Here is a 26,874-nt window from a genome sequence, read left to right as displayed (position 1 = left end):
GCGATAAAATTTGAAGCAGTAAATCAGATATTTATTCAAAGCTTGTTAATTCCGCTTATGAACAGCAATCTTCTTCGTGTAATCGACTCAAAATAACTTGTCCCGTCAAAACGGGAGCCCGCTATTCTTTCATCAATATACACTTGAACCTTACTATTCGTAAGCGTTCTGAGTTCAAAATTTTACGTCGAACTCAGGTTATTAATTTTTTTGAGGTTTTGAAGGAGTAGAATACTAAATCACCGTATTGTTGGTGACAATAAAAAAGGTCATCGCAAACACGATGACCTTTCAAATATTTTGAACGGTATTGAATTACTCAATAATTGTCATTTCATCTAACAGATAGCTTGCTCCAGCCATTTTATCAACGATAAACAGCACGTAACGCATATCCAATGAAATGTTGCGACATTGCTCAGGGTTGAACATCAAGTCGCTCATAACACCTTCCCAGGCACGGTCGAAGTTAATTCCAATTAAGTGACCTTCTGCATTAAGTACCGGACTACCTGAGTTTCCTCCTGTTGTGTGGTTAGTTGCCACAAAACACACAGGCACAGTGCCATCTACTTCATATCGGCCATAGTCTTTGTTTTTATACAATTCCTTTAGTTTGGCAGGTACACGGTAATCGTAAATATCAGGATTATCTTTTTCCATAATGCCTTCAAGCGTAGTAAAGTGCTTGTAATAAACTGCATCACGCGCTGTATAACCCTTTACTTGTCCGTATGACACACGCAAAGTAAAGTTAGCATCCGGATAGAATACTTTATCCGATTCAAACTTCATCTGTGCCGCCATATAAGCTTTGTTCAAGTCAGCCAGTTCATTACGGTATTTTTTCATTTTAGGATATACTTTATCGTTGTATACCGTCTTGAAGCTTTCGTTTAAGATATAAGCAGGGTCTTTTTCCAGTTTCTTAATCGACTTAGCCGAGAAGTTGTTAATGAAATCGAGAACTTCCTCTTTTTTGTCAAATACCGATTTAGCATACAAGAAATCTACATACTTATTGATGTCGCCTTTGTATTTGCCATTGATTACCTTGTAAACATCAGGCTGGAAAGCAGCATCAATATTTTCTGCATACATGCTTAATAGTTTAGCCGAAATTTCCATATCTAATGGTTGGTAATAATCTTTAAAGAACAATTCAACTCGTTCAGTCAACTTCCCTTTAACTTCTTGAGCAGCTTCTTCATTGATTTCTTCAGCTTCGTACATGGCTTTTAAAGCCGATACCTGGCTAGCCAGATTAGCGATTTCCATACCATTCGAAGGAATCATCTCGCGATAGTAGCCATAGGTTAAATTGTAGTTGGTATATTCTTTATAAACCGTTTCATACTTACTCAATAATTTGGCATATTCAGGAGCTTCAGCTTTGGCCCATTCGTTAAAATTAGCTTCAAACTGCTGCTTTTTATCGATGGCCTCTAAAATCTCTAAACCACGGTTTTCACCAATCCAACGTTTCCAGCTGTTTGAAATGCGCGCATTTTTCGCTGCATATTTAATACGAACAGCAGGATCAGCCTCCTGAAAGCGATTCATGATATCCAACTTAGCCGTACGCACATCTATCAACTTAGGGTTAACTGTTTCAGTCAACATCTCCAAATGATAAGATGGAACGTATTGGTAAGTACTGCCTGGATAACCAAACACCATCGTGAAGTCCCCTTCATTAACACCTTTCAATGACACCGGAAAATGCTTAGCCGGTTTATAAGGTACGTTGTCCTTCGAGTATTCAGCTGGCTTATTATCCTTATCGGCATAAATACGAAACATAGAGAAGTCTCCCGTATGACGAGGCCACATCCAGTTGTCGGTATCGCCACCAAACTTACCAATGGCTGATGGAGGCGCACCTACTAAGCGTACGTCTTTAAAAATTTCGTTGACAAACAAAAAGTATTGGTTACCATGGAAAAAAGGCTTTAATACCGCTTTATAATGTGTATCCTTAACAGCTTCTTCTTTGATGGCTTTAATGTTGGTGCCAATAACTTTATTGCGCTCGTCAGTTGTCATGTCCTCCTTTACGCCTTCTAAAACACGCTCTGTTACATCTTCCATGCGCTTAAGGAAAGTAACCGTTAAGCCGGGATTCACCAATTCTTCTTCAGGCGACATAGCCCAAAATCCATTAGTCAGGTAATCATTCTCAACCGAGCTGTGGTATTGAATCTGGCCATATCCACAGTGGTGGTTGGTAACGATTAGTCCTTTATCTGAAATTAATTCACCTGTACAGCCACGGCCAAAAATCACCACCGCATCTTTAAGGCAAGCCTCATTTACACTGTATACATCTTCGGCAGTGAGCTTAAAGCCCATTTCCTGCATTTTCTCAATGTTGTATTTCTTTAACAACATTGGTATCCACATACCTTCATCCGCTTTTGCATATGTTTGTAGCAACAATGCAGCAACCAATGTCAATAATAGCTTCTTTATCATTTTTGTTGATTTATGTAATGTTTAAAATTTATTCAGTTCAGTATACAAGCGCTGTACCGGCAAACCTACCACATTGAAGTATGAGCCTTCAATTCGCTCAATACCAATCATGCCAATCCATTCCTGAATGCCGTAGGCACCTGCTTTATCAAAAGGCTTGTAGTTATCTATGTAAAAATGTATCTCATCCAAAGTTAGGTCTTTAAAAAAAACTTTGGTTGATACCGTAAAGGTTTGTTGCTTCGATCTGGAAGTTAATGCTACACCGGTTATTACCTCATGTTCGCGGCCTGATAGCATTTGCAGCATTTTAACAGCCTCCTCTTTATCGGCCGGTTTTCCCAGGATGTGATGGTCGCAACACACAATGGTATCTGCAGTAATAACAATGAAATTCTCCTTATCTAAATCTGTTTTATAAGGCTGGGCTTTTTGAATGGCCAGGTAAACAGGCACTTCCTCTGCCGGCATATCATCCGGAAAAATTTCATCACCGCTATCTTTCACCAGAACATCAAATGGTATTTGCAATTGCGACAATAGTTCCTTACGGCGAGGTGATTGCGATGCTAATATGATTTTTTGTTGCTCCACTCTTTTCGTTTAACTTTCTAATCCGACATTCAACAAGGAAACGCAAATATATAATATTTAGCCACTCTCCCTGCCGATTTAAGCCGGTAAGATAAACGATGTGTTTTAAAACATCTGACCTACCAGAAGGATGAATATTATACCCATCAGGATGACAAGCTTACTCAGGTTACTAACCTGGTGATAATCGACACTTCTATTCGCCTTTATCAATTTGTAGATAAGAAGCGCATGTGGCAGTGTTAAACCAATAATATAATAAGGCAGTGCAAACGGAATGGAACTAAATTTATCAACATAAAAATAGATACCCCACATGGCGAGTAAGGAGATACCTTCCAGAACCAATACGAACACTTTAGTCAGCTTAATGCCTAGTGCGATTGGTAATGTTTTACATCCCACTGTTTTATCGCCTTTAACATCTTCGGTATCTTTAATTATTTCGCGGATAAAATTGGAGAGAAAGGCAAAAATGGCAAATCCAGTGGTGTAGAACCAGGCGGTAGAGCAGGCTTCTGTTCTTAAAATCTGTTCACCATATACCTTGGTAAGCATGGCAAATTCAATTGAGACCACCAGCAGTACCACAATCCCGGTTAAGAAGGAAATGACCAGGTTGCCAATAACTATGTGCCGTTTGAAGGTAGTGCTGTAATACCACAACAGCACCGGAACAGCGATGTACATCAGTGCATAAATCTCTTTGCGTGCTACATAGGCAATAAATAAGCCAACCAGGATGCCCAGCATTGTTAGCAAAACATGCAAAAATAAGGCAGTTCGTCGTGCAATGTGCCTTCCAATCAATACTTTATTAGGTTTGTTAATGCGGTCAATGCGAATATCGAAGTAATCGTTAATAATATACCCTGCAGCAGCTAACAGCAAAGTAGACAATACGACTAAAGCAAAACGCAAATGAGACAACACGGGGCTAACTTCATAATGACTTAGTATGGGCAATATTAAACCATAGCGTAGAGCATATTGCATGCCTCCAATCATTAATATATTCTTATACCGTATGAGTTTCAAATATTTCATTTGCGATTTGCGTTCAATTAGTAAGGTACTATTTTAAATACTCTAAAGCCCATTTACCATGCGCCCGCAATACTTGCTCCATCACATCACGCACAGCTCCTTCTCCTCCTTTTTTATCAGAAATATACTTGCAAAGCGACTTTATTTCTTCAACAGCATCGGCTGGACAAACTGGAATGCCTACATGCTTCATCACAGGATAATCAGGCAGATCATCGCCCATGTACATCACTTCTTCGGCTTTAATCCCTGTTTCTGCCATCCATTCTTCAAAACACGACCATTTATCAGAAATTCCCTGGTAAATATGCTTTAATCCCAACCCTTCGTAACGTTTATAGACCGATTCCGTTTTTCCACCTGAGATAATGGCAACAGGGTAACCAAGTTTTACAGCTAGCTGTATTGCGAATCCATCTTTAATATTAGCCATTCGCATTGGTTTTCCTGTATCTAAAATAGGAATCAATTGTGGTGATAAAACTCCATCGACGTCGAAGACAAATGCCTTCACTTTCATTAAATCTTCTTTGAAATTGCTCATCTCGAGATATTACTTTTAGTGCGAAGATAACAAAAAGGCATTTTACCAATACACTAAAGCGCCTTTCTTTAAATCATTATGGTTTTATTGTTTTGCCATCAGGTGTGGTCAACAATAATCTTCCACTGGCCGTCAATGCGTTTCCATATCAAAGAAAAGTTACCTTCAGAGTTGCCAATGCTTCGTTCTAAATGAAAACTTCCTATCACAAGTACACAATCGTTTGCTAATTGGTTAAAATGGTTAAAACGATAGTCTAAAACTCCCCTGTGCTCCTCAGTTGGATAAGCCTTTTTGTAATTAGCTAAAGTTGATTGCCAACCTTTGGTGATGCTATTAAGTCCCATAAAGGTCAACGAATCTGATTGCCAATATACCTGCATATAGCCCTCAAAATCACCTTTGTTCCAGCACTGTCTCGATGCCTCCATCTGACTCAATATGTTTTGTTTTACATCTTCATTAATGGTAGTAATAACACTGTTTTGATTAGTTCGAAGTTGCCAGGATGCAATTAGCATGCTTGCCATTATAAAATAAAGAGCTTTCATAGTTTGAATAATTCCAATTATCAGGCAATAAATGTAGTAATTAATCATATGACATTCTTCAGCGCTTGTTTAGAACCTCACCAGTATCATCTTTAATACATCTTAATTATTAGCAAAATGTCCTAAAGAAAACTGTTCAGTAGGCTTATATATCCTGATGCACCTTTTTTTTGTTACATTCGTTGGCGAAATACGAAGGCTTAAAATGACTGTACCTGATAATTATAATACCTTACAAAATGCTTCAGAGGGCATATACAAAGAAAAAGGGAGCAAGTTTATAACGTATGCCTACCCTGTTTATAGTGAAGATGAGATTAAAGAATACGTAAGTGAGTTAAAGAAGCAGTATTACGATGCACGGCATCATTGCTTTGCCTGGCAACTGGGGACTGATGGTAAAAGATTCAGAGCAAATGATGACGGAGAGCCATCGGGTACAGCTGGTAAACCTATTCTTGGCCAAATACGCTCCTATGAGCTAACAAATATTTTAGTTGTTGTTATTCGATATTTTGGAGGCACTAAGCTCGGAACCAGTGGGTTGATTCATGCATATAAAGAAGCGACCATTGATGCCTTCGAAAACGGCACTATCATTGAAAAAACCATTAATGATTTTTACCGGGTTAACTTCGATTATGGTGTTATGAACGACATTATGAAAATATTGAAAGAAGAAGCGCCCGAGATTAGTAAACAGGATTTTAACCTTCGTTGTTCTATTGAATGGAATTGTCGACAGTCCGATGTTGATAAAATAATCAGTAGGCTCGAAAAAGTTGAATCTGTTGATATTGAATTTTTGAGAACGATTTAATGCAGCCTGAGATGCAAAACTTTGATATTGTTGTTACTGGCGATTGTAACCTTGATTTGATTTTCAATCAGTTTGACCGATTACCAAAATTAGGTGAAGAAATCATAGCTAATCAATTTGAGCTGGCATTAGGTAGTTCTGCAGGTATAGTAGCAGCTCACATGGCTGCATTAGGTGCCCGTGTTGCTTATGTTGGAGCCATTGGTAGTGATAGTTTTGGAGAGCAGTTTATGGCTTTTTTGCAATCTTATGGTGTTTGCACCGACTTTATGGTTGAGAAAGCCGGCTTTAAAACTGGATGCACTGTTGTGATGGCCAAAGAAGAAGACAGAGCCAACCTAACACATGCCGGTGCTATGGCTGAATTAACACCCCAAGATTTGCCCTGGCATGTGATTGAAAAAACGCCGTTCTTCCATATGTCAAATCCATATGTGCTCCCACTTTTTAGAAATGAGCTGTCTGCATTGTATCAAAAGCTAAAGGAATCGGGTACGATAACCTCGCTGGATCCGCAATGGGATGTTAATGAGCAATGGGATACTAACCTAAAGGAATTATTGCCCGTTCTGGATTATTTTTTACCCAATAATAAAGAACTCGAATTATTGTTAGCAGGTAATAACCTCGAACAGGATGCCCTAATCGCAATTAGCTCAACGCAAATTATTAAAACCTGCGGCAATAAAGGGGTTGAGATTATTCAGGGTAATGAAATACAGCAGTTTAAAAGCTATTTAAACGAACAGCCAGTTGATTGTATAGGTGCAGGTGATGCTTTTACAGCCGGTTTTTTAACTGCAACTATTGAAGGCAAATCATTGAAGGAAGCCATTAATTTTGGGTGTAAAACAGGAGCTTTATCGACTACAATAGAAGGAGGAAAGGTTCCTTATGGTTCAAGGAAAGAGTTTAACGATCAATTTACCAAGTTATTTTAATTATATTCAATTAGTTTCTTCTATTTCAACAATAGTGTTTTTCTGGTTGAATGGTTGATAAGATAGGCACTAAGCCTGTGTATTTGCTTCTGATGCTGATATCTTTCTTATGATTGTTTGTTTTTTACAAGGTATAAGATTACGTTATTGTTAATCGTTTTCTTCAAATGAGTCCTCAACTCAAAACATTGTGAAAAAAATAAAAAAATCTTAAATCTTTTTTAATATTGCAACGTATTTGTAACGTAAACGTAACGACCAATTAACAATTACTTAACATTACAACTATACGTTTGCACCCGGAAAATGATAACAAATAACCAGGAGAAAAAGGGGAATTGATTTTTCTGGCTAAATAGGAATTGTACACAGGAATAACATGAAACGTTTTTTACTAGTAGGCGCTTTAGTGGCGTTGGTATGCCTTGGCAATGCAGAGGCACAGACAATTAAGGATTTATCTGCGCAGGTAGGCAAAGGTATTCAATTTAAAACGGAAGATGATTTGTTTTATCTGAAGTTCGCAACCAGAATCCAAACCAGATGGGATTTTGAAAACACATTGAGCAACTCACAAGGGCCTGCTGATTTTGTGAATAAAGCATGGGTTAAGCGTGCTCGTATAAAGTTTGACGGGTATTTTCTTAATAAAAGCTTAGTGTATAAAATCGAATATGATGTTGCAGGTGGCTACGTAAGAGATGCGATAATTAAATACAAGAAAAACAACTGCGAGCTTTGGTTCGGGCAAGGCAAACTGCCAAGTAACAGAGAGCGGGTAGTATCATCGGGTGATTTGCAATTAGTAGATCGTTCTGTATTCAACAAATATTATACGCTTGATAGAGATCCGGGTGTTCAGTTTCATCATAAAATCAAGGCTGGTAAAGCTGTGTTTTATGATCGCTGGGCAGTTACAGCGGGGAATGGTATCAGAGACAATGAATTCTCACCAGGGATTAGTTTAACAGGAAAAATTGAGGCGCTTCCATTGGGTGAGTTTAAATCAAAAGGCGCATACAAAATGGCTGATTTAAGTCGTGAAGAAACACCTAAGATTGCTTTTGCTGCTTATGCCAACTATAATGTGGATGCCAATAAAGATAGAGGTCAGCTTGGTGATTTGATTTATGGTGAGGCCGACTTATTAAACTTTGGTGGTGACTTTTTATTTAAATATCGAGGCTATTCTTTCATGATTGAAGCTGCTAAACGTTTGGTAACAGATGATAACGAATTTGTTTATGATGATTTAGGTGAGATTGAAGCAGCTTATTATACCGGGTATGGTGCCAATGTTCAAACAGGTTATGTGTTTAAAAATAACTGGGAATTATCAGGACGTTACTCTTTTACTAAGCCCAACGAAACAGCGTTTCATAGTGAGATAACTGACTATACTGTTGGTATTAGCAAATACATCATCGGTCATAAATTTAAATTTCAGGGCGATGTAACTTTTCGTGATAGGTTGAATAAACAAGACAAAATAATAACCAGGTTGCAAATGGAATTCCAATTCTAAACCAAAGGTCAAAACAATATTTAAAACCTAAGTCGAAAGTGGCTTAGGTTTTTTTTGTCTTATTAATTGAGCTTATTTGCATATAATTAACCTGTTGTATTGTAAAACTGACTTCAATCACTTGCTAAGTGCTTACGCTTTCTTATTTTCATGCCAAATTTTAGTTATAGCATGATGTATTTTCAGGTATTTTTTGCGCTTTCAGTACTATCACTAACAGGCATACTGGTTTTAATGATATTTACCTCTCTTTATGAGAAAAGAAAAAATGCAGCACTTAAAGCACTATTGCTTATACCTGTATTTCTGCTGAGCCTGTTTTTACTTCGATTGCCACAAAGTCTGAATTGGGTTCTTATCACAATTGATTGTGTTATTCTGCTTGTTAGTGCTTATGTGTTTGCACCACGATTTTTGTTTAAACAGCAAGCAGAAGAATTGCCTCAAGGTAATATTGATGAACGTACCATCATGTTTTCACGGAATGAATTAAAACCCGATACTGAAAGGTATAAGAAGTACTATCAGGAATTTCCAAAGCATAAAGATAACGACGATAGATTTAGGATGCTTCCGGGCTTGCTAAGTACTAAGTCGACTTTTTACCACCCTTTGGCCTATAGGGCAGCAGAAGCTACTTTTCAGATTGTTGACAGCTTGCATCAACATGTTGATGGAAAACAAAATGAACACGTGACACCTGTTTCAGCTGACCAGTTTGGGGAATTTATAGAGACCTGGGCTAAAAAAGAAGGTGTTGCATCCATTGGTTATACCAAAACAAAAGATTATCACTGGTATTCAGTAGGTGGGCGAGGCGAGCGTTATGGGCAAGCCATTGAGCAAAAACATCAATATGCCATTGCTTTCACGGTCGAGATGGATCATGAAATGGTGATGTCTGCACCTAAAAGTTCCATTATTATGGAATCGGCCAGTCAGTATTTAAGAGCAGGCATTATAGCTTCTCAGATGGCTCAATTTATTCGCAATAATGGCTTTGAAGCGCGGGCACACATTGATGGAAACTATCAGGTGGTTGCCCCACTGGTTGCACGCGATGCCAACCTGGGCGAGATTGGACGAATGGGTTTGTTAATGACACCTGAGCTTGGTCCTCGAAACAGGGTAGGTGTTATCACTACAAATATGCCATTGCCTGTCTCGGATCGTAAGTTTGACGATAGTTTTGAAGATTTCTGCTCTAAGTGTTTAAAGTGTGCTGTTAATTGCCCGGCAACAGCCATATCGAAAGAAGATAAGATCTTAATTAACAATGTTAATCGCTGGCAAATAAACTCGGATAAGTGCTTTAAATATTGGTACAGTGCCGGAACCGATTGCGGCCGTTGCATGAGTACCTGTCCCTATTCACATCCATCGAATCTGATGCATAATCTGGTGCGATGGAGTATTCGTAATTTTCCAAATTTCAGGTATTGGGCTGTTAAAATGGATGATTTCTTTTATGGTAGAATATCAAGCTCGGCTAAACTACCCAAGTGGATGCTGCTTAACTAGGTTCAATAACTCGCTCTTTAACTTTAGTGGCCGGATTACCCCTGTAAATAGAATAGGCATCCATTGTTTTAGAAGTTACACTGTTAACTGCTAAAACCGAGTGACTCATACACGTTACTCCTCCGGTAACTATGCTACGGGCACCAATCCATACACCGTTTTCAATAACGACCGGTGCCACCATTAAATCAAAGGTGTCTTTACTATAATTGTGATTGCCTATTAAAACGAAAGCTTCTTGCGATAAGCAGCAATGGCTACCAATTGTTACATGGTCAAGATTATCAATCCAAACGCGTTCCCCAATCCAGGTGTGGTCGCCAATTTTTAACTTCCAGGGGTATTTGATATTAACACCTGGTTTAATAACAACGCCTTTGCCAATTTTGGCGCCAAACAAGCGAAGGAAGAAAACCTTAATTCCTGAAAGGGGATTTAAAGGATTTATCAATACCAAAGTATTTATTATAAACCATAAAGTTCGTTTGAAAAAGCCAGCTCCTTCATCAAACCAATCATTATTGTATATGGATAAGTTTGTTTCAGTCATTATTTTTCGTATTCATAAATCCACAAAGCTAACGCTAAAGGATAGAATTAAGTATTTAAAGTTCTTATTTTGCTCGTTTGTCAAAAAACAACATATATTCTTCAATAAAGCACAACAAATCTATTTAAAGTAGAGTAATATCACAAAACTTATTACTAACTCAAAACTACTGATATGGAAGTATGTGACATGATGAACAAATGTGGCTTTTTAATTCGCTACAGCCCAAGCAACGAATTAGCCTGTCGAGGCTTTGTAAACCGATACTGCAAGGGTGAGCTGAAAGACCAATGTAAACGGAAGGCTTACAAAATAGCAAACGGCGCACCACCACCCGATAATATGTTACCAACAGGTATTTATCTCTCGGGAAATTAAATTATAAGATATATAAGTCATCATTTTAATGGTGACTTTTTTATTGTTAGTACCTTAATAGATACATAATAACTAATTTAATATCCTATCGATTGAATATACCTAATAGAAAGTTTAATGAAAAGACGCGTTAATGCAATTTGCAATTAGAGAGGAGCAACATTAAAATAGATTAAGCTATTTATTATATACCGTATAATAATATAAAATAGTATTATATTTACCTTCAAACCTTAAAGTAATACAATATGAGAGTAATTTTATTTGTCCTTTTAGTAGGACTTTTTTATGCGTGTAATCCTGAAAAGCAAAATTTAAATGATTTTCCTAAGGAATATGTAGGTACGTGGCAGCTGATATCTTCTGATTATTATTCTAAAGATTCTGTAAAATCAAATATGATTGAAGGTCAGGAGATGATTAAGATAATTACGCCTACGCATTTTGCCTTCTTCTTGCACGATTTGGACCAGGGAAAAGACAGTAGCAATGTGGCCTATATGTCGGGTGGAGGAACCGTTGCATATACAGACGAAAAATATACTGAAAACCTTGATTTTTGTACAGCCCGTGAGTGGGAAACCCATTCGTTTCACTTTAACCTGGAGCTTCGTGGCGATACTCTCATCCAACAAGGAGTGGAAGAGTTGGAGGAATTGGGTTTAGGTGATGAAAATTTATTATTGATAGAAAAATACATCAGGGTAAGCGAGTAACTATCCTTAAAGTTTACCTAATGCGAGAAATAAGCATTCCTGATTAATTTTTCTTAGTTTCGTGAAACGATTATTAATAAACCTGATATTATGAAGAAATTAAATCAGATGTTGCTGGTTGTTGCAGCACTACTATTATCACTAAATGTTTCAGCACAAAAAGCTCTCCGCTACAACCTTCAGGTGGGCGAAACTTATCAGCTTAAGCAGCACACTACACAGTCGATTGAGCAGAGTGTGGCTGGCATGACCCAGAACATGAAAACGACCATGGGAGGAGATGTGGCAGTTACTGTAAAAGGTAAGAGCGGCAATGTATATTCGTCAGAAGTTATTTTTAAATCGATGCTTTTTAAGTTGGAGGGGCCAATGATGAATATGACTTATGACTCAAAAGATGCCAATGCTGATAAAACCAATCCTTTGAATAAAACATTTGACTTGATCGTAGGTCATCCATTTGATGTTAAGTTTGACGATAGGGGTAATGTTGTTGAAGTAAAAGGCTTTGAGACCATTGCTAATAACGTCGTTAGTGCGTTTAGTGATAATCCACAACAGGCCGAAATGATGAAAAAGCAGTTGGCTGGTCAATTCTCAGATGAGAGCATGAAAGGCAACTTAAGCAATATGTTTATCACCTATCCGGAAGAGAAAGTAAAAGTAGGTTCGGAATGGACCAATACGAATACTATTTCAGCACCTTTTGTTATTGATAATCAATTTGACTACAAGGTTGATGGGATTAGTAAAGAACAAGTTGATTTGTCGGGTGTAGGAACAATGGCTACCAAAGAAGGCCAGACTGTTGAGCAGATGGGTATGACACAGCATATTAACCTGGATGGCGACTTGAGTTTTACGGCCAATGTAAATGCCAAGACTGGTTGGCCGATTGAAATTAAAATTAACCAAAAGCTGGATGGTAATGTGGCTGTTGAATCACCACAGCTACCAACACCAATGGAGATTCCAATGAAAATCACAGGCGTGTTGACCTATAAAGGTATGTAAGAGCGAGCTATTATAAATGAAAAAGCCGGCATCAGCCGGCTTTTTTTTATGTCTCGGATATTAAAACTGTTTTGGCGTTGTCTGCTATTGATACATTTTCCAGAAACTCCCTGAAATCATTAAATTCTTCTTTAGGGTAGGTGCCTTTGTTGATTTCGAAATATCGATAATAGGTAATCTGTCCTTCTTTAGCAATGGCATGAGATTGGTACTTGCCATATTTTGTATCCAACGTTGTTTCTTTAGGCAGCGCTTCTACGGTTAATTCTGTAGGTACTTCAAAGGTAATGGTGTCGCACTCGCTATAATTTCGTTGTACATATACAGGATTTTTACGATTTCGCGCATAACGAGGCACTGAATTAAAAATATTAAAAACATTTAGTTTAAGCATGGTTCGTTTACCCATCGAAGTACAATAATTGGTTGCTTCAAGTTGTACCTTTTTAGTAAAGGAAGGCTTCCTATTCGCGTTATCCTCAAGTTGGTAATCGGTCAACTTAAAGTTTGGAATACTAATACTGTTTATGATCTTCTTGCGCCTGTCTGTTTCATCACGATGCAGCAGGTACGATTCGTCGCCATAAGTAGCGCCTGAATAGACTAATTGTGCATCTACACTTATTGCATTATTTCCTGTTATTTTTACTGTGCCGGTTGTTGTTTGGCGGTTTTCTTCCGCTGAATAGGCTGGGGTTTTTACAAACTCACCGCCATTGTCTTTGACGATTAACGCAAACCTGTCATCAGTAAAATCACTCATATAGCCAGCAGGTGATTCAGAACTAGTACATTCTAACCAGATAGTGTCTTTGTCACAAGGAACACACAATATGACATGGTTGAAATCATTCATTGAAAAATTAATAGGAGCAGAAGGCAAGGAACTGCCGGCATAGATTCTTGAATAATAAGATTCGATACCAACTGACTTTAAGAGTGCTTTAGTGTAATTCGAAAGTGCTTTACAATCTCCATAAGATAAACGATCAACTGTTTCTGCTGGGAATGGTTGCCATCCTCCAACGCCCTCTTGAATACTAATGTATCTATTCTTTTTTTGAGAGTATTGGTAGACTTTTTTTATTTTTTCTTCTTTAGCTTCATCTTGACTAATAATAGAATTTATTTCCTGAATAGTTTCTTCAGGTAATTCATCGCGTCCTTCAAGTAATTGTCCCATAAATGAACCAAGGTTGTTCCATGATTCCATATTTCCTTTAATGCCATCTAGCTCAAAGTCAGATGCAGCAAGAAAGACTATAGGGTGAACATTTCTATAATTAGGGGAAAGCGGTTCGTAGTTTTCAGCTTTAACATTCTCAATAGACCAATTGTATATAGTTTTATCACTTTGTCTCTCAGGTTGACATGGTTTAGTATTCTTCTCTAAATACCGAAGATTGTATGTTGATGGAACAATAGCTTTTAGGCTAGAGTGTTCAATTGAAATATTATAGCCTTCAAAACCAATCCACTTTGGAAGAAAGAATAATGTATTATAGGATTCAGTGTATGTATACTCAATGGTAAACGGATAGCTGTAGTACTCAGGATCTATATGTTTGATTCTGCCATCTGTAAAGAGTGTGCTGCCACTTATTGCACTATAATCCTGTATCTCATCGTTCTTTATTTTTTTAATTCTTTTACCATTACTATCATAGATTACACCCTCTATTTTATCAACGTTGAAAAGTTTATCGTAATTAAGGCTGAGTATTGATAAATCAATTGCGCCTTCTTTTAAAATGGTTACCGTGTATTTTGTTGTTTTTTTTCCTTTGTTTTCTGAGATTAACTCAAAAACAACATCATTATGTCGAACTACTGCATTCGCGTTTTTCAATAATTCCTGCGGTATTTTATCAATCGCATATTGGGGGGCGTCTTTCGCCAACATTGTGCATGGCAAAAGTATTATTGCACCGATAATTAGAAGAGTGTTTTTAAAGACTCGCTGCATCATTGTTAGGTTTTAAGATGATTGGTTCTGCATGTTTTTTTATGATTTGTTCATACACCGTTTTAAGGTATACATACTCTTCAGGTAAGAACATGGGTTTGTTAATATTGAATTTATAAACCGTCACTAACTTATTTTGTGTGGTCTGATACTGGATTAAAACATATAATGACTTATCAGGAGTGACCACTTTAATTGGCTTTGGCACTTCGGCTATGGTGTATCCATCTGGTATTATGATGTTAGAAATAAGATACTTATTTCGACAATAGGCAAAATCAACCGGGTACTTTCGCTCTTCAAGTTTAAAAGGGTTTTTAGCAATCTTTTCGATTAAGAATGGGTTTAGCAGTACCATGTCATTGATGTGTTCAACCGAATTTTTTAATTGAATCTCATATGAGTCCTGAAGCGGTTTGTTGATACTATCTAAATTGGTTATAGAGAAATTTTTAACGATAAGACCATTGTGTTTTGACTCCAATGAAGTAAGGAACTCCTCTTCCCCAGCAAATTCTTTATAGTCTTTCCTGAAATCATAACCTGCATAGCCATGTCGGTTATAGTTAATTTGTCCTTTTAGGTTAAAATCTTCATCCAGTTCAAGGTTCAACATAGTTGTTTCCTGTTCTCTGAAAATAGGTTTAATTTCAACCCACTTTCCTTTCTGGTTGGTTACAACTCTTCCTTGTTGATTGAGACATCGCAAGGGCAACATGCCAAAAACAAGTTCTTTTTCAGTGGCGTCCAATAAATAATCTTTACCATCAATGGTGGCACAGGCCATGGTATAATCAAGCTTTTCGTAGCTTGGATAAAATGGGCTTAATAATCCATTGCTGCGTGTACTGATCACGACCGGATTGGCTTCAATATCTAGTTTTTTAAATAGGTGCAACAACATAAAATTAATGTCGGTGCTATTTCCTACTTTTTCTTTGAATGGCTTGTTAAGAGTATTAGCTGTCGTAAAAATCCAGCTTTCTTCATTCCATTTTACCGTTTTAATGGCTTCAAAAGCTGCTTTTGCCCGTTCGAGAGGAGGAAGGTTTTTAGCTTCAATTTGCTTGGCAATGTCATTTATATAAGCTGCGCCATTTCTCAATGTTCCGCCAAAGTACTCATGATCCATCAAACGGTCATTAACAGATTCCCAAGAAGTAGTATATGATTTGTAATAACCTGGATAACTTACACTAAGCAAGTCAAATTCGAACTTGGTTATGTAGTTGTCTCTGGAGGTCATATAGGCTTCTGACTTAAAGGCCGGCATGTCTTTCGCAACAAAGCGGTTGCCATCGGTGATATCAAGTGGCTCATAACCAACCATTCTTTTTCGATAATCAACGTAGCTTGATTGCTCTAACCTTAGCTCGCACCATTTGATAGGAATTGAACGTTGGAAAGTCCATTCTGTTGGTATTCCAAGGGATGAAAATTCAATTTCGAAAACGCTCCCAACTTTTACATTTGGCAATGCAATTCTATAACGGTAGTAATTATCAGTTACACGCTCTTTAAATACCGATTCGCGCTTTAGCTTATCAACTACAATCTCTCCATCAACCAAATTGTAAGTGCGCCCTCTAAATGTATCGTCTTCTCTTCCAGGAAGAACAAATTCAGCATATCGGGTTCCTGATTTTTTTAATACTTTGATGCGTTCGATGCGTGTAAACTTAAAATCGCTCGCAATAAAATGGCCATATTTACATAGCACAACAGCAGCAGCCGACGTGTCTGGCTCATAAATGGTCATTTCGAGCTCTTCTTTACTTACTTTTCCAAATTTGATAGGTGCTTTTTCTGCAAATAGATGAGTGCTTGCTATGGTAAATAGCAAAAAGGCAAGTGTTCTTTTCATTTAGGTTGGATTTAATAACTATTATCGAATTAAAAATAGAAATATTATTAAAACCTAGATGTGTAATAATGAATTATTATGATATAATCGAGCTATTTAGAATGATTATAGTAAAACAGTAACGGTTATGAATTAGTATTTTATAGGTTTAAATCAAAGGGTAGCTCTTTATCAATAACAATTTCATTTGGTGTTACCTTTACTCGTATTGGTATGATTTCAACGCCCAATTTATAGGCTTCCTGCAAGGCTAAAGCATACGTTGGATCAATAGTATGAGCTGGTGCAAATATAGAAACATCACTTCGTTGAATAATGTATAACATCACTGCTCTGATGCCTTCTTTTTTTAGTTGAATCAGCTCATCGAGATGTTTTTTGCCACGCGTAGTCACAGCATCAGGAAACCTGGCATAATCACCTTCTTTCATGGTCACATTTTTCACTTCTATAAAACAGGTTTCATTTTCGTTCTGTGCCATAATGTCAATACGACTATTACCAACTTTAACTTCTCGTTGTACATGTTTATATCCTCTTAACTGCTCAATGCTACCATTTTTAATAGCTTCAAAAGCAATAAGGTTGGGGTGGGAGGTGTTAATGCCTACCCATTTATTGTTGAGCTTGATCATTTCCCATGTAAAACGCGTTTTGCGTTTGGGGTCTTTGGCAGGTGACAGATACACTTCGGCACCTTCTTCAATGCAGGTTTTCATCGAGCCACTGTTGGTGCAGTGTGCTACCACAATACTGCCATCGTCCAGTCTGATGTCACTTAAAAAGCGTTTGTAGCGTTTAATTAAATAGCCGTGAATTAAAGGTGTTTCGAATTGCATAATAAAATTTTATTCGCCCTAAAGTAGTTATAATTCAGAAACCTTTATTTTTGCAGCCGCTAAAAAACGATTTATGGAGTGCAGAGAGAACTGTGGAGCGTGCTGTATTGTACCAAGTATTTCATCCGCTTTACCAAAGCTTCCGGAAGGCAAGCCGGGTGGTGTGCCTTGTCCGCATTTAACACAGAACTTACAATGTGAAATTTTCGACTCGCCTGAACGACCAGATGTTTGTGGCGGTTTTAAACCGGAAGCTGAGTTTTGTGGCACTTGCCGAAGCGATGCCATTGAAATTTTAGCTAAGCTACAAGGCTTAACACGTTGGGAGCATTTGTAGCAATGGGCGTTACTCGCTTATAAAATTAATTTTGGGCATTTTACGCTCAATCCTGTTTTCAAATTTTGTTCTTGGATAACCGATTAGAATGGTACTGTGTATTTCATTTTTAATAGGAATATGCAATACTTGTTTAATTTTCTTATTTCTTTTCGCAGCATTGACAATATACCCATTTATGCAAGTTGATAAGTTGAGCAATTCGGCATACAAGGTAGCCATGCCTGTCCAAATGTTGGCATCGTGGCAGGGCATTCCTGTTGGCATGGATTCGCTGTGAACAACAATCAAGGCAGGAGCATTGTAGCAAATCATATCTTTGCGTAATTCAGCTTTTTGTAAAAACTTACGCTTCGATTGCTCCATTGTTTTAAGTGTATGTCTTCCTTTTAATAATCGGATAATTGGTTTCGTAATATCGTTTATAGACCGAAACGCCTTGCTGATGGTTTCAATCGATAGATCGTTAATTTCTTTCAGTTTTTTCTTGTTGGTAACGATGGTGAAGCTCAGGTTTTGAAGGTTGCTGGCAGTTGGACTATATCGCATATGCTCAACAAACTTTTTAAGTAGTTCTGGAGATACCTGTTGTGTGCTAAAGATACGGTGTGAGCGGCGCTGCTCCATCAAAAGCTCAAAATCGTATGGTTGAATATTATTCTGTGAAGTCTTACCAACTAATTTGCCCTTACCAATGGCTTTTTGAGGACAGATAGCTCCGCAGTGATAGCATTGTATGCAATCTTTACTTATGTTATTATTCTCAATGTCTACACCTGTAACAGGACAAATAGCTTCACACTTTTTGCACTTAATGCAATTATCTGCAGATATCTTAACCATGATTTTGAATTTAGCGGTGAGCAAATATAAGTATTGTTGCTACTTTTTGGATGACGAATTGTTTTGTTGCCTGAGTCGGTTTGATTATTTTTACCACCAATGATTTGCCAAGCCATACATAAAGAGGCAATTAGTTCATTAAAATTACGCTGTTTTGAAAGGTTATAAATTATCAACGTCTTATAGTCTTTAACTGTTTAAATAGATGATTGTTACAAAATGAAGAAGTTCGCTTATTGGCTTTATCAACCTTACAAGTTTTTTATTTTTATACCACTTTTCACTGTTGCCAGCTTTCTTTTTTCTTTTTTGGCAGCTAGTTTTTCAATATTGGTCAATCCTCGTGTTGGTAGTTTCTGGGGGGCAATGTGGGCAAGGGTGACAGGTTACCTAACACCTATGATGGTAACGGTTAAGGGGAGAGAAAATATTGACAAAAAACAATCCTATGTCATTGTTGCTAACCATCAGAGTGGTTACGATATATTTCTATTATATGGTTGGTTGAAAATTGATTTTAAATGGATTATGAAGAAGGAGCTGCGCCATGCGCCAGGAATAGGCTATGCCAGTCATAAAGTTGGCCATATATTTCTGGATCGTTCTTCGCCACGAGCAGCCATGCAATCTATTGAAGAGGCCAAGCGGAAATTGCAAAATGGCACCTCGGTTGTTATTTTCCCCGAAGGTACGCGCAGTGGCTCTAATCAAATGCGAAATTTTAAAAAGGGCGCTTTCAAAATCGCCTTTGAGCTGGGCTTGCCAATTCTACCTGTTTCCATTGTCGATACCTATAAAGTATATAACAAGGGATTAAACTTATTACCAGGAAGTGTTCATATGCATATTCACGAAGCAATTGATACAACACAATACCTGGATAAACAGAATGAACTGATGGAATTAACACATTCAACCATTCAATCGGCATTGTGTTAAAAATAAAGGCGAACTTATTGTTGGCGTTGCCGTAGGACAAGCGTATGAAGTATCTGTTAATAGTTTTGGTGTGCTTATACAGTAGTAGTGCTGTTGGGCAAAAGTACAGTGTTAAATCAAAGAAAGCGATAGCCAGTTTTGAGGCAGCTCAATCGAGTTATGCTAGTAATCAGCTCGATGAAGCAATCAAATACATTGATGCCGCCATTAAAAAAGAAAGCTCTTTTATCGAAGCTTATCTTTTAAAAGCAGATATTTATTTTTCTACTCAACGTTATGAAGATGAGGTGAATGCTTTGAATAATGCCTTGGCCATAGATAGCACTTTTTTTGTGCCTGCCATTTTTAATATGGGTGTTGCTAAATATAACACAGGGCAATATGATGAGGTGGAGTATTGGATGAATACTTACCGTCATTATAATAAGAACAAACGCTCTAAATTGAATCCTGACTTTTGGATTGAAAAAGCTGAATTTGCCAAAAATGCGATTGTCAACCCTGTTTTCATTGAACCCATTAACTTAGGCGAAAACATCAATAGCGACTTGGATGAGTACTGGCCAAGCCTGAGTGCTGACGGTGAAACCATGATTTATACCGTTTTGGTTCCTCAGGATCCCCTGGTGGATGATGTGAAAGCGTTAACTAAAAATGCGATTAATTTTCGCGAGGACTTTTATGTGTCGACAAAAAATGGGGACCAATGGCAAATGCGTGAGGCCGTTGTTTCGATTAATACCATGAGTAATGAAGGAGCGCAGGCTTTAAGTGCTGATGGCAACTGGATGTTTTTTACTGCCTGTGGGCGCAAAGGTGGACGAGGAAGTTGTGATATCTGGTTTTCGAAACGCTCCATCGACGGTTGGAGCCAACCAACCAATCTTGGAGCGCCCGTTAATACACCATTCTGGGAGTCGCAACCCAGCTTTTCATCTGATGGACGTACGCTTTATTTTGTTAGTAGTCGTCCGGGCGGACAAGGCAAAAAAGATATTTGGAAAGCCAGAATTGTAGGCTTTAAAAAGGATGGAACACCGTTTTTTGGTAAAGTAGAGAATATGGGTGAACAAGTTAATTCAACCGGAAATGAAAATTCTCCATTTATCCATCACGATAATCAAACGCTCTACTTTTCGTCGGATGGATGGCCTGGGATGGGCGCTATGGATTTGTTTTATTCGAAATATGAACAAAAGAAAGGCTGGCAGCAGCCTGTTAACCTTGGTTATCCACTAAACACCGAAAACGATGAGATTGGATTGGTGGTTTCAGCAAAAGGTGATTTGGGATATTTCTCATCGGATGGATTGCATGAACGCGATGATAAAGACCTTTATCAGTTTAGCATTCCACAGCAGTTGAGGCCTACACCTGTTACTTATATCAAAGGAAAAGTGCTTGACCACGAAACGTCTGAAGTTTTATCGGCTGATATTCGCATCAATAAACTCACTACAGGGGTGTTAGCTGTCAATGCGATAACGGCGCCACATTCAGGAGAGTTTTTGTTTTGCTTGCCAGCCGGCGATACTTATGCTTTAAATATTCAGAAAGAAGGATATTTGTTTTATTCAGATAATTTTGATGTTAAAGAAAATGCATCAATTGATAAACCACAGGTGTTAAATGTGTATTTGAGCAAAATAAAAGAAGGGGCAAGCTTTGTATTACGTAATGTGTTTTTCGCCAGCGACTCTTATGAGTTGAAGTCTGAATCGCATGTTGAGTTAGATTATGTGGTACGTTTGTTACAATTAAATACGTCTGTTATTGTTGAAATAGGCGGACATACCGATAATGAAGGAAGTGTATCATACAATCAGGTTCTTTCTGAAAACAGGGCTAAAGCCGTCTGCAATTATCTAATTAGTAAAGGTATTCCTGAAAGTCAGCTGAAGTATAATGGTTATGGATTTAGTCAGCCTGTTGTTAGTAACGCTACTGAAGAAGGCAAGGCTCAAAACCGCAGAACAGAGCTTAAGATAGTAGAGGAGTAAAAAAAAACTGCCCGAAGGCAGTTTTATTACTTGTTTAAATATTTTGAGAGCGTATCCATCAAGATTTGCAACCTAATGGGTTTTGCAAGGTAATCATCACAGCCTGCTTCCATGCATTTTTCGCGTTCGCCCGACATCACATGTGCTGTTTGGGCAATCACCGGAATGCCTTTGTTGATAGCTTTTATTTCGCGTGTTGCTGTGTAACCATCCATTATAGGCAGTTGTAAATCCATTAAAACCAAATCAATTTCATTGGCTTTGAATAGCTCTATAGCTTCTTTACCGTCCTTGGCCCAAAGTATTTTAGCATTTGTCTTTCGTAATGCGGCATCAAAAAAAATCTTGTTCGTATCCACATCTTCAACAACTAAAATCACTTTGTCAGCCCAATCCTGAACCAGCGAATTGTTAATTGAATCACTCACACTCATTGTTTTTATAGATGGGTTAATATCCAAATTCTGTTTTAAAAATAACGGTTGTTTCTTTATTATCCAAAAAAGGTTCTGAAAAACAGATGCTGTTACGCTTTAAAGTGAATTGATTTTAAAATCCTAAAGCACAATGTCCATCTTGTTTGGCATGAAATTGGCTTTTATCATAACCTATTTTGATTATTTTCGTTGACGATATTAAATCGGGGGTTTAAAATTAAGGATGAGAGTTTATTTGTTAGGTATAATATTAATTGCCATTTCTACTTCTGCTTTCGGAATTTGTAGAGCTGATACTTTACTTAGTCAATTGACGGTTGAGGAGAAAGTAGCTATGCTTTTCTTGAAAATTCCTGATAAAGAAAAGGCAGATAGTATTGTATTGGGCAATACTCGTTTTGATTCATTTATAGCCCGGGATATTCGAAAAGGGTTTTCAGACACACTCTCATTATCGTTTCCTGATGAGGAAACATTTCGAGCAATTTCAAAGACCTCATCAGTTAATGATTTACTAAATGATGCACTTGCAATCGTTTCCTTATCTGGCTTTGAGGGGATTGTAGCCTATGATAAGTTACCCAATGTATCGCGACTATATATGGGGCATAATGCCATCCGGCAGCAGAGATACATTCGTATCATTGATTTTCCTTGTGACTTGCTCGATGAGTTATTGAGGCCTTCATTCATGGATTCGAAGAGAAAAAATCCGCTGGGTGATATACCAACATTTGCTATGTGGAAGCAGTCTGTAACAAATCAGGTTTGTTTTAATGATTTGCTGGAGCAGGATTTATTATTTTGGGAAAATGTAGATAGCAACTGCTATGAAGACATGGTGCAAGCTGTGTATGCAGGCCGAATAGATGAAGGTAAATTGAATGATTGCATCTGTAAATTATTGGACCATAGAGCAGTAGAGGGTGAGGATGTACGATTCGAATTTAACAGAGACCATCAATTGAATCATCGCTATGAGGCGTATAAGAATTCAATAGCGATTTATCAGAAAGAGGCCATATTCCCAGTTGTTCGGGTTGATTCTTTGTCAATAGCAATTAACGACTGTTCCACAGAAGTGGGAGATGAATTCGTTGAGATGGTAAATTATTATCAGCCGAATGCAAGTGTGAATGACTCAAATTCTTTTGTGCAAATGTTTCTGTGTGATGACGCAGAACAACTAGTGCAAGTAATTGCTAATATAGAGGCTGCAACAAACGAAGAGAAGTTTAATGCCTTAGTTTTTATTGGGGCATTCGATAATAAAATGTATCGGCAAGCTGCACAGGTTTTTGACGCTCTGCTTGTTATGCCGCAATCAATAAATGAATCGCCCCGGTTGGTGGCAGAGGCTATTTATAGTGGAATAAGTGTAAGTGGAATTTCTCCGATTGATAGCGAATTGAATCAGCTAGGTTTCAGACCTGTTGATGCATCAAAAAACAGATTGGCTTTTAATTCACTTACCACTGGTTTTAGTCAGGATTCGATTGCTAAAATTGATAGTATTGTTTTCGATGCTATAAAGAAAAAAGCTACACCTGGCGCTCAACTATTGGTTGTCAAAAAAGGAGAAGTAGTTCTTCAGAAAAGTTATGGATACCACACTTATAAAAGAAAACAAAAAGTCAATAATAATGATTTGTACGATGTGGCTTCTATTACTAAGCTTGCTGTTACTTTTCCTTTGGTAATGCAATTATATGAAGAAGGACAATTGGATTTAGATGCCCGCTTGCGCGAATATTTGCCTGAAATCGATACAACTGACAAAGCTAATATCACCATTCGCGAACTGTTGTTGCATCAGAGTGGCTTAATTAGTTATATTCCGTTTCATTATAAAGCACTCGATAGAGAGTCGCTTGGGAATCGATCGCTTTATAGCCGTCATTATTCCTGGTTATATAATATCAGAGTTGACACACGCTTGTATCAAAATAAGTATGCACGATATCGGCAAGATGTTTTCACCCAAAAGAGTAATGGAGTTTATAATCGGCAATTAACTTCGGGTATGTTTATGAATGAGGCATTTGTAGATTCGATGTATGCCTATATTTATGCTTCACCGCTAAGAAGTTATAAGGACTATCGTTATAGTGATTTAGGTTATTATCTATTGCAGCGGATTATCGAAAAAGAAGAAAATGAAAGTCTCGACTCCCTATATTACTCCCGTATAAGTCGACTTCTGGGAGCTAATAATTTAGTATATAAACCGCTGGATAATTATTCATCTAAAAGTATTGTGCCAACTGAAAATGACCTTGGCTTCAGAAAGACATTGTTGGATGGATATGTGCATGATCAGGGGGCTGCTATGCTGGGTGGTGTTGCAGCTCATGCTGGTTTATTTGCCAATGCAGGCGACTTGGCTAAGTTGGGACAAATGTTGATAAACGAAGGCAAATATGGCGGTACTCAGTTTGTAAACCCAAGAACAATTGGCTCTTTTACAAAAACAGTAAATCATGGCAACAGACGTGGAATGGGTGTTGATAAACCAGAAATAAACCCTGATGATAACAGCCATGTTTCACATCGTGTTTCAAAGGCTTCATACGGCCATACTGGTTTTACTGGTACTATTTTATGGATTGATCCGGAGCATGATATCATTTATATTTTCTTATCAAACCGTATTCATCCCCGATCATACAACAAAAAGCTGATTGAACTAAATGTGCGCACAAAGATTCAAGATGTTATTTACAATTCCCTTAGTCAGTAGGTTTCTTGTTAAATAATCATGTGAAAGTTTCGGTAACTTTTAAATTATCTTAAAATGGTTATTAAAACTTTCTATTTTTTTTATTTTTACTGATTATAAATTGTAAATTTGCATCAATCTAAAACCACAAAACTTCAATTTAGAGTAGTTATGATAGTAAAATTCAATCAAAAAATTTCCCCAGCCGGGAAATTCAAGAATGAAGGTTATCACGATGATCCTTATCTGCGGGCTTTAATTACAAAGCATGAGAAAATCTCAACAAAAATTTATGGCTCTTCGACTGAAGGCTCTAAAGCTGTTGCATCAGAGATAGCTTCAATTATTAAAATTAAAGAGCTTGAAGGCGGAAAGTGTGTATTAGGACTTGCTGTTGGATCAGCGCCAAGTGAGGTATACTCTGAGTTGGTTCGAATGCACAAGGAGGAAGAGCTGAGTTTTAAGAATGTGATTGTTTTTAGTGTAATGGAGTATTATCCGATTACACCAAGCGCTTTACAAAGTTTCAATCGCAATATTCGCGAAAAGTTTTTTAATCATATTGATATTCCGGATGAGAATATAAACTACCTTGATAGTACTATTCCTCAGGAAAAAATTTATGAATTCTGCCATGCTTTTGAAGAAAAGATTCAAAAGGTAGGTGGTATTGATATGCAGATTTTGGGTATTGGTCGTACCGGACATATTGGACTAAATGAACCAGGTTCTTCAGCCAACTCCTTAACACGTATCGTTCCTCTTGATAATATTACCCGCACCGAAGCAGCTTCAGACTTCTTTGGTATGGATAATTCGCCACGTAAAGCCATTACAATGGGTATTAAAACCATTTTAAATGCTAAGCGTGTGCGAGTATTAGCCTGGGGTGAAGGTAAAGCTGCTATTTTAAAGAAAACCATTGAAGGTGGAATGACTGAAGAGATTCCTGCGTCGTTCCTGCAAAAGCATGAAAACTGTAAGATGATTGTTGACGAAGCTGCGGCAGCTGATTTGATTCGTGTACAAACGCCTTGGTTGATTGATAGTGTGGAGTGGGACGATCGCTTGATTAAAAAAGCTGTTCTTTGGTTGTGCCAAAAAGTGAAGAAACCAATTTTAAAGCTAACCGATCGCGATTACAATGATAACGGGATGGGGGATATCTTGGCTGAAAGAGGTTCGGCTTACCAAACTAATATTCGCATCTTTAATGAATTACAGCATACCATTACCGGTTGGCCAGGAGGAAAACCTAATGCTGATGACACAAACCGTCCTGAGCGTAAATCGCCTGAAAAGAAACGTGTTATTATTTTTAGTCCGCACCCCGATGATGATGTGATTTCGATGGGAGGTACTATGTTGCGTTTGGTTGATCAGGGGCATGAAGTACATGTGGCTTACCAGGTGTCGGGTAGTATTGCCGTATCAGACGATGATGTGTTGCGTTATCTCGATTTTATTGGGGATTACACTAGCGGTTTGACTGAGGACGATAAGAAAATTAGGGCCGAGCACGATAAGATTCGCAAGTTTTTAGCTAACAAAAAAGCTGATCAGATTGATTTACCTGAAGTACGTCGTATTAAAGGCTTGATTCGCGTTGGAGAGGCCAAAGCCGGATGTCGTTATGCCAATGTGAAGGATGAGAATGTACATTTCCTAAATCTTCCTTTCTATGAATCAGGAAGTGTTGAAAAGCATCCGATGGGCAAAGCAGATGTGAAGATTGTTGCTGATTTGATAAAAGAAGTAAAACCACATCAGATTTTTGCAGCCGGTGACTTATCTGATCCACACGGAACGCACCGGGTTTGTTTGGATGCCATTTTCCAGGCCATTGACGTGTTAAAGAAAGAAACTTGGATGAAAGACTGTTGGGTATGGTTATACCGTGGTGCATGGCACGAGTGGGAAATCCATAACATTGAAATGGCGGTGCCAATCAGTCCGGATGAGTTGATGCGTAAGCGTAATGCCATTTTCAAGCACCAATCACAAAAAGACGGAGCGATGTTCCTTGGAGGTGATAACCGTGAATTCTGGCAACGTGCAGAAGACCGTAATCGTGGAACGGCTCAATTATATAACGAATTAGGTATGGCCGAATATGAGGCGTTTGAAGCCTTTGTACGGTACGAGTTTTTATAAGATTTTAATAATTGATGATAGGCCTGGAGTTGAAAACTCCGGGCTTTTCTTTGTTGTTTGGATATGTTCTTTTGTTGTATCAACACAAAAAAAGAGCAAC

The 26,874-nt window shown here is 37.9% G+C and carries 22 protein-coding genes; 11 read left to right on the top strand and 11 right to left on the bottom strand.

The annotated features are described in order from the left end of the window. Positions 1–315 precede the first annotated feature (315 nt). From J1N10_RS13370 to J1N10_RS13350, 5 genes are all read right to left on the bottom strand, one after another. Positions 316–2,475 carry a S46 family peptidase gene (locus tag J1N10_RS13370; RefSeq protein ID WP_262327222.1) on the bottom strand — a complete coding sequence of 720 codons (2,160 nt, stop codon included), beginning with the start codon at positions 2,473–2,475 and terminating at the stop codon, positions 316–318. Positions 2,476–2,496: 21 nt separating this feature from the next. Further along, complete coding sequence (locus J1N10_RS13365) at positions 2,497–3,069, bottom strand: Maf family protein (RefSeq protein ID WP_262327221.1); 573 nt, start codon at positions 3,067–3,069, stop codon at positions 2,497–2,499. Between the two features lie 105 nt (positions 3,070–3,174). Continuing rightward, on the bottom strand, positions 3,175–4,116 hold the full coding sequence (locus tag J1N10_RS13360; RefSeq protein ID WP_262327220.1) for a geranylgeranylglycerol-phosphate geranylgeranyltransferase: 942 nt from the start codon (positions 4,114–4,116) through the stop codon (positions 3,175–3,177). Positions 4,117–4,144: 28 nt separating this feature from the next. Then, the gene (locus J1N10_RS13355) at positions 4,145–4,660 is read right to left on the bottom strand and encodes a KdsC family phosphatase (RefSeq protein ID WP_262327219.1); all 516 of its coding nucleotides are present in this window, start codon (positions 4,658–4,660) and stop codon (positions 4,145–4,147) included. 98 nt (positions 4,661–4,758) lie between these two features. Beyond that, positions 4,759–5,211: a YybH family protein gene (locus J1N10_RS13350; protein WP_262327218.1), complete on the bottom strand. Its 453-nt coding sequence runs from the start codon at positions 5,209–5,211 to the stop codon at positions 4,759–4,761. Positions 5,212–5,416: 205 nt separating this feature from the next. Between J1N10_RS13350 and J1N10_RS13345 the strand changes: the two genes are divergently transcribed. From J1N10_RS13345 to J1N10_RS13330, 4 genes are all read left to right on the top strand, one after another. Next, entirely contained in the window at positions 5,417–6,031 is a 615-nt protein-coding gene (locus J1N10_RS13345; protein WP_262327217.1) for an IMPACT family protein, read from the top strand. Positions 6,032–6,042: 11 nt separating this feature from the next. Beyond that, positions 6,043–6,972, top strand: a complete 930-nt coding sequence (locus J1N10_RS13340; RefSeq protein WP_262327216.1) for a carbohydrate kinase family protein — start codon at positions 6,043–6,045, stop codon at positions 6,970–6,972. Between the two features lie 379 nt (positions 6,973–7,351). Continuing rightward, positions 7,352–8,497, top strand: a complete 1,146-nt coding sequence (locus J1N10_RS13335; protein ID WP_262327215.1) for an OprO/OprP family phosphate-selective porin — start codon at positions 7,352–7,354, stop codon at positions 8,495–8,497. A gap of 171 nt (positions 8,498–8,668) precedes the next feature. Continuing rightward, positions 8,669–10,018: a 4Fe-4S dicluster domain-containing protein gene (locus J1N10_RS13330; protein WP_262327214.1), complete on the top strand. Its 1,350-nt coding sequence runs from the start codon at positions 8,669–8,671 to the stop codon at positions 10,016–10,018. On the opposite strand, the gene J1N10_RS13325 is transcribed toward J1N10_RS13330, so the two are convergent. Next, on the bottom strand, positions 10,011–10,568 hold the full coding sequence (locus tag J1N10_RS13325; RefSeq protein WP_262327213.1) for a WcaF family extracellular polysaccharide biosynthesis acetyltransferase: 558 nt from the start codon (positions 10,566–10,568) through the stop codon (positions 10,011–10,013). The two genes, J1N10_RS13330 and J1N10_RS13325, sit on opposite strands and share 8 nt — an antisense overlap. 626 nt (positions 10,569–11,194) lie before the next feature. On the opposite strand from J1N10_RS13325, the gene J1N10_RS13320 reads away from it, so the two are divergent. Beyond that, entirely contained in the window at positions 11,195–11,662 is a 468-nt protein-coding gene (locus J1N10_RS13320) for a hypothetical protein (RefSeq protein ID WP_262327212.1), read from the top strand. Between the two features lie 90 nt (positions 11,663–11,752). After that, the gene (locus J1N10_RS13315) at positions 11,753–12,676 is read left to right on the top strand and encodes a DUF6263 family protein (protein ID WP_262327211.1); all 924 of its coding nucleotides are present in this window, start codon (positions 11,753–11,755) and stop codon (positions 12,674–12,676) included. A gap of 46 nt (positions 12,677–12,722) precedes the next feature. Here J1N10_RS13315 and J1N10_RS13310 read toward each other — a convergent pair whose 3' ends face one another. From J1N10_RS13310 to sfsA, 3 genes are all read right to left on the bottom strand, one after another. Further along, positions 12,723–14,579: a DUF3857 domain-containing protein gene (locus J1N10_RS13310; protein WP_262327210.1), complete on the bottom strand. Its 1,857-nt coding sequence runs from the start codon at positions 14,577–14,579 to the stop codon at positions 12,723–12,725. A 46-nt stretch (positions 14,580–14,625) separates the two neighbouring features. Then, positions 14,626–16,506: a DUF3857 domain-containing protein gene (locus J1N10_RS13305; protein ID WP_262327209.1), complete on the bottom strand. Its 1,881-nt coding sequence runs from the start codon at positions 16,504–16,506 to the stop codon at positions 14,626–14,628. 140 nt (positions 16,507–16,646) lie between these two features. Next, positions 16,647–17,345, bottom strand: coding sequence for a DNA/RNA nuclease SfsA (sfsA, locus tag J1N10_RS13300; protein WP_262327208.1), 699 nt, complete (start codon positions 17,343–17,345; stop codon positions 16,647–16,649). 73 nt (positions 17,346–17,418) lie between these two features. On the opposite strand from sfsA, the gene J1N10_RS13295 reads away from it, so the two are divergent. After that, positions 17,419–17,682, top strand: coding sequence for a YkgJ family cysteine cluster protein (locus J1N10_RS13295; protein ID WP_262327207.1), 264 nt, complete (start codon positions 17,419–17,421; stop codon positions 17,680–17,682). 9 nt (positions 17,683–17,691) lie between these two features. Here J1N10_RS13295 and J1N10_RS13290 read toward each other — a convergent pair whose 3' ends face one another. Further along, entirely contained in the window at positions 17,692–18,525 is an 834-nt protein-coding gene (locus J1N10_RS13290) for a nitroreductase family protein (RefSeq protein WP_262327206.1), read from the bottom strand. 219 nt (positions 18,526–18,744) lie between these two features. Between J1N10_RS13290 and J1N10_RS13285 the strand changes: the two genes are divergently transcribed. Both J1N10_RS13285 and J1N10_RS13280 read left to right on the top strand, forming a co-directional pair. Continuing rightward, a complete protein-coding gene (locus J1N10_RS13285) occupies positions 18,745–19,464 on the top strand; it encodes a lysophospholipid acyltransferase family protein (RefSeq protein WP_262327205.1) in 720 nt (239 codons plus the stop codon). A gap of 44 nt (positions 19,465–19,508) precedes the next feature. Then, entirely contained in the window at positions 19,509–21,464 is a 1,956-nt protein-coding gene (locus J1N10_RS13280; protein WP_262327204.1) for an OmpA family protein, read from the top strand. 26 nt (positions 21,465–21,490) lie between these two features. Here the strand turns inward: J1N10_RS13280 and J1N10_RS13275 are convergent, their stop codons facing one another. Continuing rightward, a complete protein-coding gene (locus J1N10_RS13275) occupies positions 21,491–21,898 on the bottom strand; it encodes a response regulator (RefSeq protein WP_262327223.1) in 408 nt (135 codons plus the stop codon). Between the two features lie 226 nt (positions 21,899–22,124). Here J1N10_RS13275 and J1N10_RS13270 point away from each other — a divergent pair, with 226 nt between their 5' ends. Together J1N10_RS13270 and J1N10_RS13265 are read left to right on the top strand one after the other, a co-directional pair. Continuing rightward, on the top strand, positions 22,125–24,641 hold the full coding sequence (locus J1N10_RS13270; RefSeq protein WP_262327203.1) for a serine hydrolase domain-containing protein: 2,517 nt from the start codon (positions 22,125–22,127) through the stop codon (positions 24,639–24,641). A gap of 150 nt (positions 24,642–24,791) precedes the next feature. After that, positions 24,792–26,774, top strand: a complete 1,983-nt coding sequence (locus J1N10_RS13265) for a glucosamine-6-phosphate deaminase (RefSeq protein ID WP_262327202.1) — start codon at positions 24,792–24,794, stop codon at positions 26,772–26,774. Positions 26,775–26,874 lie beyond the last annotated feature (100 nt).

The sequence above is a fragment of the Carboxylicivirga litoralis genome, from assembly GCF_025499605.1.
GTDB classification, from domain to species: Bacteria; Bacteroidota; Bacteroidia; order Bacteroidales; family Marinilabiliaceae; genus Carboxylicivirga; species Carboxylicivirga litoralis.
Note: the sequence above shows the minus strand (reverse complement) of the source record. Positions and strands in the feature narration are given on the sequence as shown.